Below are 16,065 nucleotides of genomic sequence, written 5' to 3' on the forward strand. Positions count from 1 at the left end.
GAACCGGGAGGTCTCACGCGGCCTCATGCCCACGAAACCCCAGGTGGAAGGGCGTGCTTGTGGCGGCGGAACTCTTCGAGCGTCTCCAGGAACCGCTCCGTCACCGTCGGAAGCGTTCGCCGCACCCGCACCGCGATGTCGAGGCGCCGGTCGACCACGGGGTCCACCAGAGGGCGGCAGACGACGGGCCCGGCACCCATGAGCGGCAGCACGAGGGCGGGCATCGCCGACACCCCGAGACCGGCCGTCACCAGTCCGCCCACGGTCGCGATACTGCCCGCCTCGGCCGCCGGTACCGTACGCGCGTCGATCTGGGCGAACGCCGCGTCGGTGAGCCGCCGTACGCTCGAATCGCGTCCCACGGCCAGGAACGGGCGGCGAGCGAGGTCGTCCCAGGTGATCTCGTCGCGGTCGGCGAGCGGGTGGCCCTCCGGCAGCACGGCGACGAAGCGGTCCCTGACCAGGGGGCGGTGCTCCAACTGCTTTGGAGGGTCCCCGACGGTGGTGATCGCGAAGTCGGCTTCACCGGACAGGACCCGGTCCAGTACCAGCCGCTCCAGGCCGTCGAGGAGGCGTACCGCCACCTGCGGCCGTCGATGGCGGAAGTCGGAGATCACCTGCGGCAGAAGCACCGCGGCGACCGACGGAAGGGTGGCCACGGCGACCGTTCCCGACTCGCCGAGCAGGTACCGCCTGAGCTCCTGCATGCCCGCCCGGTGAGCGGTGACGATCTGCTCGGCGACACGCAGGGCCTCGACGCCCGCCGCGGTCAACTGCACGTTACGGGTGTCCCGTTCGAGGAGCTGGACGCCGAGCTGTCGCTCCAGATCCGCGACCGCGCGGCTGAGCGAGGACTGGGACACATGCATCTCCGCGGCGGCCGCGGTGAAGCTCGCGGCACGGGCGACGGCCGTGTACGCCGCCAGTTGACGCAGGGTGGTGGCCTCCATGGCCGACGAGCATAGGGCGCCCACGCCCGAATTGATGCGCGTATCGCATGGACAGATCTCGGTTTGATGCTGGACATCGATCCACCAGTGCTCCGAAACTCTCGCGTAACACCTCGGCCTGCCCCCGCCCAGCTCCAGCCGACCGCCGCCGAGGCCGTCCCCGAGAAAGCGAGCGCCGCCATGCTGGCAGCCCTGGGCTTCGCCACGATCGCCGTCCTCCTGCTGCTCACCATGACCAGGCGCGCCTCGGTGCTGGTCGCTCTGATCCTGCTTCCGGTGCTGGCGGCGCTCATCGGCGGCTTCGCGGGCGATCTGGGCGAGCTGATTCTCGGCGGGCTGTCCAAGGTGGCCCCCACCGGCATCATGATCGCTTTCGCGGTCCTGTACTTCAGCCTGATGGTGGACGCCGGACTCTTCGACCCGCTGATCCGCGGTCTGTTGCGGGTGGCGCGTGGCGACCCGTTGCGGATCACCGTCGCCACAGCCGTCCTCACACTGTGCGTGGCCCTGGACGGCGACGGCGCCTCCACCTTCCTCATCACCGTCTCCGCACTGCTGCCGGTCTACAAGAGACTCGGCATGAACCCCCTGGTGCTGTCCGGAGTGGTCTGCCTGGGCGCGGGCGTGATGAACATGGTCCCCTGGGGCGGCCCCACCGTACGAGCCATGGCGGCCCTGAAGCTGGACAGTTCCGAGGTCTTCAACCCCGTGCTGCCGGCGATGGGCTTCGGCATCGCCTGGGTGCTGGTGGCCTCCTACCTGCTCGGGCGCCGCGAACGCGACCGTCTCGCCGCGCTGTCCCCGAGCACGTCCACGGCCGCCGTGGCAGCCGAGTCGAGTCGACAGGCCACGCCCACGACGGCCGACGCGCCGGAGCCCGAGGCCTTCCGGTCCCCCGGGGACGGGCCCGGCACCGTACGGGTCGCGCCTCTGCCACAGACCTGGCTGAACGTCTTCAACCTCCTGCTCACCCTCGCCCTCGTGGTCTGCCTGATCCAGGAAGTGATGCCGCTTCCGGTGCTGTTCGTCCTCGGATTCGCGATCGCGCTGCTGGTCAACCACCCGACCTGGGAACAGCAACAGGCGCTGCTCGACAAGCACGCCAAGAACGTGGTCCTGGTCACCACGATGATCTTCGCGGCCGGAGTGCTCACCGGAATCCTCAGCGGCACCAAGATGATCGACGAGATGGCCGAGGCGTTCGTCGCCGTCGTCCCCGACTCCGTCGGATCACACCTGCCCGTCGCGGTGGCCGTCACCGGCATGCCACTGAGCCTGGTCTTCACCCCGGACGCCTACTACTTCGGGGTACTGCCCGTACTCGCCGAGACCGCGAACGGCTTCGGCACGGAACCGGCCGAGGTCGCCCGGGCCGCCATCCTCGGTCAGATGACCACGGGGTTCCCCCTCAGTCCGCTCACCGCGTCCACGTTCATCCTGGTCGGCATGAGCGGTGTGTCGCTCGGTGAGCACCAGCGCTTCATCTTCCGCTGGGCCTTCGCCACCACCCTTGTCATGACCGCCGGCGCCCTACTGACCGGCGCCTTCTCCCTGTGACCGCCGAGAGCCCGGAGCCGGGCGACCGGATCCCCACCCACCAGGCACCTGGTCCGGGTGCCCCCGAAGGAGACGAGGCCCCATGACACGGATCAGCAGACGTACGGTACTCGCCGCCACCGCCGGTGCGGTCGCGGCGCCTGCCGTGAGCACGGCACCCGCCGCGGCAGCCGACACCACGACAGCCACGTCCCAAGGACGACAAGCGGCTCCCGGACGAAATCCGGTCCTGCGAACGGACCTTGTCACGCGTGTGACACCGAGGAACAACTGGCTGGTGACAGCCGTGGCCATCCAGTACGCGCACAGCATCGACTTACGCGGCGGGGTGATCCCGCCCTCGGCCTTCCAGGTGAAGGCAACGGTGGGCGGACAAGCAGCGGCTCGCAAGGTCACCCGTGTCTACACCAACTCCACCGCGGCAGTGGACGACCGAACTCACCCCGGACGGCCGGGGGACCGCCTGATCATCGAACTCGACCCGAACGACCCCAACGCGCGGGCCGCCGGCACCGACCCCCTTCCACTCGACCGCGCCTACTCCGTCAGACAGATGGCGGACCTGCACACCCCGGAAGGCGAACCGGTGCTCAGGGCCGGTCCGTTCGCAAGCCGGAACGACGACGTCATCACTCCCGTCGTCGACGACTTCGCCGCAGGATCCTTCACCGACTCCGCGGGTTTCGAACTGGACTTCCGGCTGTACCGGCCCGCGGGCTTCGTACGCGACCCGCGGACCAGCACGCGATACCCGCTCGTCGTCACCCTGCACGGCGGCGGCGAAGTCGCGGACAACAACATGACCCAGCTCACTTCCAACCGGATCGCCGTCACCTTCGCCACAGCGCGACGACAGCGCCGCAACCCCGCGTTCGTCCTCTCCCCGCAGATCCCCCTGCCCCGTCCCATGGACGGACCCGACGGCACGGACTGGACCGACGCCAGGGTTCAGGCCGCGCTGATCGAACTCATCGACACCTTCGTGAGCGAGCACTCCCGGAACCTGGACACGGCCCGGCTCTATCTCGTCGGCCTGTCCTCCGGCGCACGCGGCATCTACAGCCTGCTGGCCAAGCGACCCGACACGTTCGCAGCCGCCCTGCCCACGGCCGGCTGGGGTGAGACGGCCGCCATGGAAGGCATCACGCACATCCCGATCTGGGCCGACCACTCCGTCGACGACCCGATCGTCCCCTACCGGGAGGGCCGGTTCGGCAAGCCGGGCACCTGGACACTGATGAACACGCTGGAGACCGCCGGCGCACGGGTCAGCCGTGGGGAATGGGCCAACGATCTGCCGAAGGAACAGTTCGAGGCCCGGTCCCGGGCGCTCCTGCGGCAGGCCCGAGCCACGCGCAGCCATGTGCTCTTCACGAGCTACACCCCCGGAACGACACCGGTTAACCCCCACCTCTCGTGGGCCCAGACCTACGAGAACGACGTGGTCATCGACTGGCTCTTCGCACAGTCCCGCTAGCCGCCCGCACGCGGCGAGCAACCTCGCTGTCCGGTTACCGCGCTCTCACCGCTATCCGGAGGTAAAGCAATGCGTCCCACGACTCGTTCGAACCACACAACCACGCCGTTACGGACCCGACCCCGTGTCATGACGGCACTGATCGCCCTCGCGACCAGCATCGGCCTGGCGCTGACCCTGCTGACGGTTGCCGCCCCGCCGGCGGCCGCCGCCGACCTGCTGTCCCAGGGCAGGCCGGCGACCTCCTCGTCCACCGAGAACGCGTCCACCCCCGCCTCGGCGGCCGTGGACGGCGACACCGGGACGCGCTGGTCGAGCACCTTCGGCGATCCGCAGTGGCTGACCGTCGACCTGGGCGCCACCGCCACCCTCAGCCAGGTCGTACTGCGCTGGGAGGCCGCGTACGCCCGTGCGTTCCAGATCCAGACCTCCGACAACGGCACCGCCTGGACCACCCTGTACTCGACCACGACGAGCACCGGCGGCGTACAGACCCTCGACGTGAACGGCAGCGGCCGGTACGTCCGCGTCCACGGCACCCAGCGCGGCACCGCCTACGGCTACTCCCTGTGGGAGTTCCAGGTGTACGGCTCCGGCGCCGGCACCCCTCCGGGCGAGGGGATCCCCGACCCGACGACCGCGTCCCTCGAAGCCGGCGACGGGCCGCTGACCACCGCCACCTACACCGTTCCCAGCCCGAGCGGATACGGCTCCGGCACGGTCACGTACCCGACGACCAATGGCTCGTACCCGGGCGTCGTACTGATGCCCGGCTATCAGGGAACCCAGCAGAACCTGCGGTGGCTCGCACCCCGCCTCGCGTCCTGGGGCTTCGTCGTCATCAATGTCGGAACCAACACCCTCAACGACGATCCCGCATCCCGTGGCCGCCAGATCACCGCCGCCGGCACCCAGTTGCTCGCGCTCGGCAACACCACCGGCAACCCGATATCGGGGAAGGTCAACGGCACGCTGGGCGCGGTCGGACACTCGATGGGCGGCGGTGGCGTCATGGCGGCCCTCCGGGACGACTCGCGGTTCCGGGCGGGCGTACCCACGGCCCCCTACTACCCGAGCATGAACTTCTCCGGGGTCACCGACCCCACGTTTTTCCTCACCTGCCAGAGCGACCCCGTCGCCCACGGCAACAGCTACGCGGTGCCCTGGTACAACTCCATGTCCCAGGCCGAGAAGCTCTACATCGAGGTCCCGGGCGACCATCTGTGCCCGATGACGGGCTCCGGAAACAAGGCCAAGCAGGGCAAGTGGATCGTGTCGTTCCTCAGCCTCTGGCTGCGGGCCGACACCCGCTTCGGTCCGTTCCTGTGCGGACCCGCACGTGACGCCGACAAGAACAACACGTCCCTGGTCACGCGCTGGATGGACACCTGCCAGTTCTGAGACCGACGAGGGGCGCCCCGTACGGGTACGGCCGTACGGGGCGCCGCTCATCGGCTCGGGATCCGGGCGCGGATTCCCCTCACTTGACGCGTCGGGCCACCTCCGTCGCCCTGCCCATCAGCCGTTCGAGCGGCCCCCGCTGGAAGAAGCGGGACCAGAGGGTGACGAGGACGGTGACGGATCCTTGGCGGTCAGGCGCAGCGTGCGGCCGTCGGGTGCTGCCGACAGCGAGAACGGGGGAGGTGGCGGCCGGTGACGTGCACCGACACCACGTCGTCCGACTCCGGCACCACCGCCGCGACCTCGAACCGGTGATAGGCGTTGCGCCACAGCGGCATGACGGTGCACACCGTGCCAGGTCTCGTACCGCAGCCGCCTCCTCACCTGTCGGGCGGAGACCGCGGCGACCACGACGACGAGCGCCGCGCAGCACCACCAGCACGGCGTGGGTGAGGAGGATCCACAGCAGGGCGTACTGCCGCCCGGTCCCCGCGAGGTCGTGGGGACCGGGCGGCCCGATCTGATACGGCCCCTGGGCGGGGCAAGAACACGGAAATGGCGAGAAGTCGGCCCTGGTTGGCCTCAACTGTTGTTGTTCCGCGATCGGCACATCGAGGACTGCCGGACGGGCGGGTCAGTGCCCCTGGCAGCAGGAGCCGCCCGAGGCCCGGTCAGTGCCCTGCACGCCCATGCGCTGCGCCGCCTCGGCTCGATCCTGTCCCGCCTTGGACTCCGCGTCGTGGACCACTCGCCCGGAGATCAGGGTGTATTGGACCTTGGTGGCGCGGATCTCGTTCACGGGCACCTTGGTGATGTCCCGGTCGAGGACGATCAGATCGGCCCGTTTGCCGGGCCGGACGGTTCCCGAGTTCCCGTCATGCAGTTGGTGCGCCGCGCCCGCGGTGTGCATGGCCAGCGACTGGGTGCGGGTCAGCCCTTCGCGGGCGTTGAGCGGCGGCTGGTTCTCCTCAGGGCTGCTGCGGTCGATCGCGGTGGCGATCTGGGTGAAGGGAAGCAGCGGGTCGACCGGCCAGTCCGAGCCACCGGCCAGCAGGGCGCCTGCCTTGGCCAGGCTGCGAGCCGGGAACAGGCGCGCGTACCGCTCCGGCCCGACGTAGGGCTTCAGCGCGGCGGTCGTGAACGAGGAGGGCCGTGCCCACTGCAACGACATGTTGGCCACCACTTGGGCGCGGGCGAAGCGCCGGTAGTCGTCGGGGTGCACCAGTTGGAGGTGGGTGATGGTGTGCCGTCGGCTACGGCGACCGGGGCGGGCGACGGCCTCGTAGGCGTTCAGGGCCGTGCGTACGGCGCGGTCGCCGATGGCGTGGGCGTGCATCTGCCAGCCGTCCGCGTCCAGGGCCCGGACGAGGGCCCGGTAGTCCCGGTCGCTGACGTGGAGGGGACCACGGTTGTCGGTCGGCCTGCCCTGGGCGTCCAGGTACGGGTCCAGCAGGGCGGCGCTCTGCGCGGGGAACTCCATCACGCCGTCGAGGAACACCTTGACCGTGGTCAGCCGCAGCCTGGCCGGTCCGGCGAACCGCTCACGCACGCCGCGCAGGAACTCGGCCGCCTCCTTGGGCTTCTTGGCGAGTTCCGCGTCGATCACCAGGGCGGGGGTGATGCGCTGCGGCAGCACGCCCTTGGCCATGAGCTCGGCGTAGGTCTCGACGAAGTCCTCGCCGCTGGAGGCGTCGAGGAAGGACGTGATGCCCGCGGCCAGGAGGGCGCCGGCCATCTTCTTCTGGGCGGCGAGGATCAAGTCCGGACTCGGCGGAGGGATCACCTGGGAGACGAGCCATTGGGCGTCGTCCACCAGCAGACCGGTCGGTTCCCCGTCGGCGCCGCGGACGATCTTTCCGCCCGTGGGGTCCGGGGTGGTGCGGTCGACGCCCGCGAGGGCGAGTGCCCTGCTGTTGGCGAGGCTGTTGTGGAAGTCGGAACCCTGCAGGTAGATCGGGCGCCTGGTGTTCAGCGAGTCGAGCAGCGACTTGTCGGCCACGGTGCCCGCGGGCAGCAGGCCGACGGGGTTCCAGTCGACCACCTGGAGCCAGCCGTCCGGTTCCTGCGCCGCCGAGGCGTCCAGCATCTCCTGGATCCTCGCGCGGAACTGCGGAACCGTCATGCTGGCATTGCCCAGCGACGGGTTCAGGGACTGCGCGGCCGCCCCGAGCGGGTGCATGTGCCCGTCCTGGAGGCCCGGCATGACCGTACCGCCGTGGGCGTCGATGACGACGGTACGGGGGCCGATGCGACGGCGTATGTCCGCGTTGCTGCCGACCGCGAGCACCTTTCCATTCGTGCCGACGGCCACCGCCTGCGCCCGCGTGCTGCCCTTGGTCGCGGTGAACACCCGCCCGTTCAGCACCACGGTGGCCACCCGCACCGGGGGCGTGCCCGTCGCGGCCCGGGCGGCCGTACCGGCACCGGCCACCGCGAGGGCGCCCGCCCCCGCCGCGGCCAGGAACGTCCGCCGCTGCAGCGGGCCGTCCGCGCGTGCCGCGGAGGTGCAGTCGAGAACATCTGGCATCTGACAACTCCTCACCCGGCGGCCGTCCCGGCCGCCATCGCCGGGTACGCTGAGTGATTAAGGTGTTAACCACAAGCTGTAATGGGGCTGTTGGGGTACATGGGATACACACATGACGAGTCCGTGTGTCTGGCGGCGCCCCACGCTCGGCGCCGTGGCAGCAGTACGGCGCCCACCCCGGCATTACCTTGACGGCGTAGCTCGTCCGTGAAGAGGGTGAACAGCACCTCGTCACAGGGCCGGCGAGGCACTGCCTGATCAGCGAGAACGGTGCGCGCTTCAGATCGAACGGGTCCTCGACCCGGTCGGGCCGCTCTTCGGGTCCGGTGCCTGACTCTTCCGACATGCAGACCAGGCCCGCGCCCTCACACGGGCCGGTGGAGGCAGCCTCGGGGATGAATCGGCTGATGCTCCACCCGCATGGTTGACTCGGCCGCCAACGCTGCTGTTGCGCCTCAGCTGAATGCCTCACCAACCAACCGTGTAGGGCTTCGGGCGGAGCCGCGCGCTCGAGACCACGAAGTCCTACGCCGGCCGGATCGACGCGGCCTCGGCCCGCTGGCATCGGCTCCAGCGGAGTGCCCGAGACCCTCTTGACTCAGCACCGCGCCACTGCCATTGTCTGTTCCATAATGCGGAACGGCATTCCACTTTGTGGCACGCAGTTCGGGGGGCGGGAGTCGCCGCCGCGCCGCCTCACGGTCTGCGGCACCCCGCTTGCCGTGGGGCTTGCAACCTCGACCGATTCGCGAAGGAGACGGTCCGCTGTGGACGCCATCGATGAGAAGATCATTGCCGAGCTGACCCGCAATGCCCGCATCTCGCACTCCGAACTGGCCAGCAAGGTGCTGCTGTCCCGCAATGCGGTGCGCCAGCGCATCGAACGGCTTGAGCGCGAGGGACACATCGCCGGCTACACCATCGTCCGCGCGGGCGACGCCACCGGCGATGTCGTCTCAGCGCTCGTACTCGTCTACCGCCAGGACCGCATGCGCGGCGGCGACGTCCTGGCCGCGCTCAAACGCATCCCCGAGGTCGTCATCTGCGAGATCCTCAGCGGCGACTTCGACATCATGGTGCGCCTGGAAGCGGCCTCACTGGAACGCGTACGAGTCATCTGGGAGGACATCGCCCAGATGCCCGGCGTGCGGGACACGGTCACCGCGCTCACCCTGTCCAGCGTCGTCAACCGCCCGCGAGGAGAGCGGAGTTCTACGGCACCGGGGTGAGCAGCGCACGTGGCCTGCTCCCGGTGGAGCAGCCAGCCCTGGACCACGAGGTCCACCACGTCCGTCCCGTCGCGAGGGCCTCTTTCACAACCAGGGCGGCGGCCGCGTAGCCGATGTGCGGGTCAGGACAGTCACCGAGCCCACTGACTGGGCGGCCTGCAGGCCAGGTGCTCCCCAGTAACCCGTCTTCCATGGTCCGAACCGCTCCGGCAGGTCGCGCCACTGCCCAGAGAGTCGTGCTCGGCACGGAAGGCGGTCATGGGACCACTTCACTGATGTGGTGGTCACTGGTTCGATCGTCACGCAATGAAGGTCCGACAAGCCCAGCGGCCACACCGGTTCGGAATCGCTTTCGAGCTGGCTCGTCTTGGTCCGCAGCCATGCCGTCAGCCGGCGGACGCGGCCGTCTTGCTCGGGTGATTGACGGCTGAGGAGGTGGTAGCTGGTGCCGTCGGGGACGAAACCGAAGGGTGCGACGAGTTGCCCTCGCTCCAGGTCGTCGCGGGCGACGGTATACGGGGCGATGGCGACCCCCACGCCGGCCGCGGCGGCCTGGAGGGTCAGGTAGAAGTGCTCCAGGGTCTGCTGGGAGGCGGGCTCTGCTTTCATGCCGGTGATACGTCGCCAGTCGTCCCACGCGCGGCCGTGTGCCGGTGTGCAGAAGGACTACCTGCGATACGCCGGCGGCGCAGGTCAGGCGGGTCGCGAGATCGGGCCGGCAGACGGGGCCGATCCGCTCTGCGAACAAGCGGGTCCGGCTCGCCTCTTCAGGGAACGGGAAGTCGTCTCGGCGGATCGCGAGGTCGATGTTGTCCCGCTCGAAGAAGACGGGGCCGCCGCCTGCGGACAGGTGGACGGCGACGTCCGGCACGTTCGCGGCCAGATCGGGGAGCCGGGGAATGAGCCATCGCATCAGGAGTGTGGGCTCACAGGAGAGGGTGAGCGGCCCTGCGGGTGTGCGGTGTGAGATCTGCCGGGCTGCCGCATCGATCTGATCGAGCGCGTCCCGGACGACGGCCGCCAGCTGGCGGGCCTGCGGGGTCGGGCGCAGGGCGCGTGTCTGTCGCTCGAACAGTGATATTCCAAGCTCACCATCGGATCCGCCGCTTTCGACGGCTCCCTGCAGCCCCACGCCGGCACCCTCCGATCCCAACTGGCCCCGGTGGTGGGTCTGTAGCGATCGCCGTCCCGGGACCCCGGAAGGAAGGCGGCGCGGAGCGCCCCGTGCGTGCGGAAGTGGTCAGTGGTCCCGGTCGTTGTCCCGGAGCACGTCGGAGGCGAACATCAGCCCGTAGCTGCGCTTGTGGAACGCCGCGACCTTGTTCGTCATCATGCCGATCTGCACTGTCGTCATTACGATTCGCTCTTCAGTACGGCGGCCTCTTGACTCCACTCCCGGCCACTGCCAACGTTTGTGCCGAATTCCAGCATGGCATTCCACAATGTGGCATGGGTCCGGGATCCGAGATACAAAGGCTGCGATGCGGTGCTTCCGCAGCCGCGGCCCCGTCCACCTTCTTGAATCGGACCACTTCACGTCGGGGGCCAGTAAGCGCCCCGCGTTACGAAAGGAAAGTCCTGTGTCAGCTGCGAGGAAACGTGTCGCCGTCGTCGGTACGGGCACGATGGGCAGCCAGGCCGCCTGGCGGCTGGCGGCACGGGGCGCCGAAGTCGTTGCCTACGACCGCTTCGCCCCCGGCCACGACCGCAGCGCCGCAGGAGGCGAGACCCGCGTCTTCCGCAGCGTGCAGACCCACGACGGCCGCTATGTGCCGCTCGTCCGGCACGCCGACGCCCTCTGGAAGCAGTTGCAGGCGGAGACCGGGCGGGAACTGCGCCGCCTGACCGGAGCCCTGGTCATGGGGCCGGCCGACGACCCCGAGATGCGTACCGTCATGGACGGCATCGCCGAGCACGGCCTCGACCACGAGGTGATCGACACCGAGGCGATGGCCAAGCGTTTCCCGCAGTTCCGGGTCGGCGACGGCGACCTGGTGGTCCTCGACTCCCACGCGGGCTTCGTCCGCCCCGAGCTGACGGTCCAGACCGCGGCCCGGCGTGCCGAGGAGCTGGGTGCCCGGATCCGCCGCTACACCCCGGTGCGGGAGGTCACTCCCGTCGCCGGGGGAGGCGTGGAGATCCGCACCGACACCGACACGGAGCGCTTCGACACCGCGGTCGTCACTCCCGGCCCGTGGGTGGGTGACCTGCTGCCCGACCTGCCGTGGGAGGTGAGCGTCTACCGCGCGATCAGCGCGTGGTTCCTGCCCAACGAGGACCAGCCGGCAGACGCCGAGCGGCCCGCCTTCATCCGCTGCGGCGACATCCCCTTCTACGGCATCCCGTCCCCGGACGGCCTGACCGTCAAGCTCGGCCTGCCCCAGCCCCACCACAAGCCCGTGGACGACCCCAACCGGCTGAACCGGACCGTCGCACCGGAGGAACTGGAGACCTTCACCACGGCGGTGCGCCGCCACCTGCCCGGCCTGAACCCCGACCCGGTGCGGCTGTCCGTCTTCATGGAGGGCTACACCGACAGCACCCGCCCGCTGGTCGGCCCCCTGCCGGGCTGCGACGACATCGTCCTGCTGGCCGGCTTCTCCGGCCAGGGCTTCAAGATCTCGCCCGCCATGGGCGACATCGCCGCGGACCTGGCCCTGGAGGGCCGCACCTCCCAGCCGATCGACTTCATCACCACAAACGGCCGTTCCACGGCCTGAGTCAGAAAGAGAAAACCCTCCGTTACGCCGACGCCGTGGGCGTCCTCGCCGAGCAGGGTGTTGGCCGCTACCTCGAACTCGGCCCCGACGGCACCCTCACCGCCCTCGCCCAGGCTGCCGTGGACGACTCCGAGGGCGCGGTGTTCGTACCGGCCCTGCGCAAGGACCGGCCCGAGCCTGCCTCCCTGACGGCCGCACTTGCCGCACTGTTCACACACGGCGCCGACGTCGACTGGCCCGCCCTCACCGGCGGTGACCGGACCGGGAGTGCCGTGCACCTGCCGACGTACGCCTTCCAGCGGCGCCGTTACTGGCCGAACCTCACCGGTGTCACGTTGGGCGACCTCGGTTCGGCGGGCGTCGGATCGGCCGGGCACCCGCTGCTCGGGGCGGCCGTGCGGGTGGCCGGCGGTGAGGAGGTGCTGTTCACCGGGCGGCTCTCGCTCCGCACGCATCCTTGGCTGCGCGACCACGCGGTGACCGGCACGGTTCTCTTCCCGGGCACCGGGTTCCTCGAACTGGCGATGTGCGCCGCCGGACAGCTCGGCTGCGACCGCGTCGAGGAACTGACCATCGCGGCCCCGCTGATCGTGCCCGAGCGCACCGGACGCCTGGTGCAGGTACGGGCGGGTGCCCCCGACGAGTCGGGCACGCGCACACTGGAGGTGTACTCCCGGGCGGAGGACGCCCTCGACGGCGACCCCTGGACGCTCAACGCCAGCGGTTCGCTGCTCACCGGGGACTCCGACGTCACCGGCCTGTCGTCGGCCGGCACCACGGCCGCGGACCTGACCGCCTGGCCGCCGCCGAACGCCGAGGCCGTCCCCATGGAGGGCTTCTACGACCGTTTCGCCGAGGCCGGATTCGCGTACGGGCCGGTGTTCCAGGGGCTGCGCGCGGTCTGGCGGCGCGGCGACGAGGTCTTCGCCGAGGTCGGGCTGCCGGATGAGCACGAGCGGCTGGCGGGCGGCTTCGGCGTCCACCCGGCGCTCCTGGACTCCGCCCTGCACGCGATGATGTTCGTGTCGCTGGCCGACGCCGGGCAGGGACGGCTGCCGTTCTCCTGGAGCGGGGTTTCCCTGCGGGCGTCCGGCGCGCGGGCCCTGCGCGTCCGTATGGTCCAGGCCGGCCCGGAGGCCGTCGCACTCGACCTGGCCGACCCCACGGGCGCTCCCGTCGCCTCCGTCGAGTCGCTGCTCCTGCGCCAGGTCTCCGGCGACCTCGCCGCCCGCGCCGACGCCGACGGCCACCGCGAAAGCCTCTTCCAGGTGGACTGGACGAAGGTGACGCTCCCCGAGGGGGACGCCGCTGATGTGCGGGTCTTCTCCGACCTGGCCGACCTGCCCGCCCCCGTCCCGGCGACCGTGCTGTTCGCCGCCGGTCCCGGCGTGAACGACGTGAACGACGTGAACGAGGAGACGGCGGGCGCACCGGCCGCGGCCCGCGCCGCCACCGCGCGCGTCCTGGACGCCGTACGGACCTGGCTCGACGACGAGCGGTTCGAGGAGTCCCGCCTGGTGGTCGTCACCGAACAGGCGGTCGCCCTCGACGAGACGACGGCGGCCGATCCCGCACTGGCCGCCGTGTGGGGCCTGGTGCGGGCCGCGCGCGCCGAGGCGCCGGAGCGGTTCGCCCTCGTCGACACGGACGGTACGGACGCGTCCCGGGCCGCGCTCACCCGCGCCCTGGCCACCGGCGAGCCGGAGCTCGTCCTGCGCGACGGCACCGCCCTCGCCCCGCGCCTCGGCCGCGTTCCGGCGGGCGGTCAACTCGCCCTCCCCACAGGCGAGTCGGCCTGGCGGCTCGACACCACCGAGAAGGGCACCCTGGACAACCTCACGCTGGCCCCCTTCCCGGAGGCCACCGCCGAACTCGCCGAAGGCCAGGTCCGGATCGCCGTACGGGCCGCCGGCCTCAACTTCCGCGACGTACTCAACGCACTCGGCATGTATCCGGGCGAGGCGGGCCCGCTCGGCGGCGAGGGCGCCGGGGTGGTGACCGAGGTCGGGCCGGGAGTGACCGGGCTGGCCGTCGGGGACCGGGTGATGGGCATGTTCCCCGGCTCGTTCGGGCCGGTCGCCGTCGCCGACGCGCGGATACTCGCGCGGATTCCCGCGGGCTGGTCGTTCGCGCAGGCGGCGTCGGTGCCGATCGTGTTCCTGACGGCGTACTACGCGCTCACGGACCTGGGCGGACTCCAGGCCGGCGAGTCGGTGCTGGTGCACGCGGCGGCCGGTGGTGTCGGCATGGCGGCGGTGCAGCTGGCGCGCCATCTGGGTGCCGAGGTGTTCGGTACGGCGAGCGCCGGGAAGTGGGACACACTGCGCCAACTCGGCCTGGCCGAGCGGCGGATCGCCTCCTCCCGGGACACGGACTTCGAGACGGCCTTCATGGCCGAGACCGGAGGCCGCGGTGTGGACGTCGTACTGGACTCGCTGGCCGGTGAGTTCGTGGACGCGTCGCTGCGGCTGCTGCCGAGGGGCGGCCGGTTCCTGGAGATGGGCAAGACCGATGTGCGCGAGGCGGACACCGTGGCCGCAGCGCATCCGGGGGTGACCTACCGGGCGTTCGACCTGTGGGAGGCCGGGCCGGAGCGGATCGGCGCGATGCTCGCGGAACTGGTCGCGCTGTTCGAGGCCGGAGTTCTCGAACCGCTGCCGGTGACCTGCTGGGATGTCCGGCGTGCGGCCGAGGCGTTCCGGTTCCTGTCGCAGGCGCGGCACGTGGGCAAGGTCGTCCTGACCGTCCCGGCCCCGCTCGACCCCGACGGGACCGTGGTGGTGACCGGCGGTACGGGCGGTCTGGGCGCGCTGGTGGCCCGGCACCTCGTCAGCGAGCACCGCGTCGAGCGGCTGCTCCTGCTCAGCCGCCGTGGGCTCGACGCGCCCGGCGCAGGTGAACTCGTCGCGGAACTGGCTGAGTTGGGCGCCCGGGTGGAGGTCGCGGCGGTGGACGTCGGCGATCGTGACGCGCTGGCCGGGGTCCTGGCCGCCGTACCCGCCGAGCACCCGTTGACCGCTGTCGTCCACACCGCCGGCATCGTCGACGACGGGGTGGTCTCCTCGCTCACCCCGGAGCGGCTGGGGGCTGTCCTGCGGCCGAAGGCCGACGCGGCGGTCCACCTGCATGAGCTGACCCGGGACGCGGACCTGTCCGCCTTCGTGGTCTTCTCCTCCGTCGCCGGTACGTTCGGCAGCGCGGGCCAGGCCAACTACGCGGCGGCCAACGCCTTCCTGGACGCCTTCGCCGCCGTACGCCGCTCGTCCGGCCTGCCTGCCGTGTCCCTCGCCTGGGGCGCCTGGGCACCCGGCGCCGGTATGACGGCCGAGCTCACCGAGGCGGACCTGCGGCGCATGGCGCGCGGCGGCATGCGCCCGCTCACCGCCGAACAGGGCCTCCACCTCCTCGACACCGCCGGCCTCCTGGCCGACGCCACCCCCGCGCACCGGGCGCTGCTGCTGCCCGTGAACCTGGACCTCCAGACGCTGCGGGCCCACGCCGAGGCCGTACCGCCGCTGCTGCGCGGACTGGTACGGGCACCGGTGCGGCGGGCGGCGGAAACGGCGGCGGGGGCGGGCGCCGAACGGCAGGACCTCGGCGACCGGTTGGCGGCGCTCGCTCCGGCCGACCGGGAGCAGTACCTCGTCGACCTCGTCTGCGCGCAGGCCGCGGCCACGCTCGGCCATGGCTCGGCGGACGAGATCGAACCGGACCAGGCGTTCAAGGAGTTGGGCTTCGACTCGCTCACCGCGGTCGAACTGCGCAACCGGCTCGGCGCCGTCACCAAGTTGCGGCTCACCGCGACGCTGGTGTTCGACCATCCGACACCGACCGCGCTGGCCGGTCATCTGCTGGACGAGATCACCCTGCCGGAGCCGCCGCCAGGCGGCGAGCGCCCGGGCGGCGTGGCTGTGCCCGCGGGGCCCCTCCTGGCCGAACTCGACCGACTGGAGGCCGCGTTCGCCACGGCCGCCGTCGGCGGCGACGACCACGCGACGATCGCCGCACGGCTGCGGCGGCTCACCGCCCAGTGGCAGGAACTCGCAACGAAGGACGGCGGTGCCGGACACGACAACGGCACCGGCTCCGGCGGCACCGGAGCGGCAGTCACCGACGTCGACGACGGGGAACTCGCCTCCGTCGAGACGGCGGACGAACTGTTCGACCTCATCGACAAAGAACTCGGGATGTCGTGATCAGCCAC

General features: G+C 70.9%; 7 protein-coding genes and 4 pseudogenes. 6 read left to right on the forward strand and 5 right to left on the reverse strand.

Translation table 11 applies throughout. The features are described 5' to 3' along the window. Window positions 1–23: 23 nt before the first annotated feature. The gene (locus CES90_RS45325; RefSeq protein WP_208921614.1) at window positions 24–950 is read right to left on the reverse strand and encodes a LysR family transcriptional regulator; all 927 of its coding nucleotides are present in this window, start codon (window positions 948–950) and stop codon (window positions 24–26) included. A 180-nt stretch (window positions 951–1,130) separates the two neighbouring features. Between CES90_RS45325 and CES90_RS45330 the strand changes: the two genes are divergently transcribed. From CES90_RS45330 to CES90_RS45340, 3 genes are all read left to right on the forward strand, one after another. Next, entirely contained in the window at window positions 1,131–2,507 is a 1,377-nt protein-coding gene (locus CES90_RS45330; protein ID WP_208921938.1) for a CitMHS family transporter, read from the forward strand. A gap of 82 nt (window positions 2,508–2,589) precedes the next feature. Continuing rightward, window positions 2,590–3,984 (forward strand): phospholipase, encoded by a 1,395-nt coding sequence (locus CES90_RS45335; RefSeq protein WP_208921616.1) that lies wholly within the window; start codon window positions 2,590–2,592, stop codon window positions 3,982–3,984. A 129-nt stretch (window positions 3,985–4,113) separates the two neighbouring features. Continuing rightward, window positions 4,114–5,385, forward strand: a complete 1,272-nt coding sequence (locus CES90_RS45340; protein ID WP_208921618.1) for a poly(ethylene terephthalate) hydrolase family protein — start codon at window positions 4,114–4,116, stop codon at window positions 5,383–5,385. A gap of 162 nt (window positions 5,386–5,547) precedes the next feature. Here the strand turns inward: CES90_RS45340 and CES90_RS45345 are convergent. Further along, window positions 5,548–5,808: pseudogene (locus CES90_RS45345) on the reverse strand (oxidoreductase); the annotation flags it as partial. Window positions 5,809–6,019: 211 nt separating this feature from the next. Continuing rightward, window positions 6,020–7,912: an amidohydrolase gene (locus tag CES90_RS45350; RefSeq protein WP_208921620.1), complete on the reverse strand. Its 1,893-nt coding sequence runs from the start codon at window positions 7,910–7,912 to the stop codon at window positions 6,020–6,022. 767 nt (window positions 7,913–8,679) lie between these two features. Between CES90_RS45350 and CES90_RS45355 the strand changes: the two genes are divergently transcribed. Then, entirely contained in the window at window positions 8,680–9,141 is a 462-nt protein-coding gene (locus CES90_RS45355; RefSeq protein ID WP_232791382.1) for an Lrp/AsnC family transcriptional regulator, read from the forward strand. An 84-nt stretch (window positions 9,142–9,225) separates the two neighbouring features. Here the strand turns inward: CES90_RS45355 and CES90_RS50855 are convergent. Both CES90_RS50855 and CES90_RS52290 read right to left on the reverse strand, forming a co-directional pair. After that, window positions 9,226–9,774, reverse strand: a pseudogene (locus tag CES90_RS50855) (LysR substrate-binding domain-containing protein); the annotation flags it as partial. A 70-nt stretch (window positions 9,775–9,844) separates the two neighbouring features. Further along, window positions 9,845–10,273: pseudogene (locus CES90_RS52290) on the reverse strand (LysR substrate-binding domain-containing protein); the annotation flags it as partial. Window positions 10,274–10,721: 448 nt separating this feature from the next. On the opposite strand from CES90_RS52290, the gene solA reads away from it, so the two are divergent. Then, a complete protein-coding gene (gene solA, locus CES90_RS45370) occupies window positions 10,722–11,861 on the forward strand; it encodes an N-methyl-L-tryptophan oxidase (RefSeq protein ID WP_208921624.1) in 1,140 nt (379 codons plus the stop codon). A gap of 194 nt (window positions 11,862–12,055) precedes the next feature. Continuing rightward, window positions 12,056–16,057 (forward strand): annotated as a pseudogene (locus CES90_RS45375) (SDR family NAD(P)-dependent oxidoreductase); the annotation flags it as partial. Between the last annotated feature and the right edge of the window lie 8 nt (window positions 16,058–16,065).

The organism is Streptomyces capitiformicae (assembly GCF_002214185.1).
Classification (GTDB): Bacteria; Actinomycetota; Actinomycetes; order Streptomycetales; family Streptomycetaceae; genus Streptomyces; species Streptomyces capitiformicae.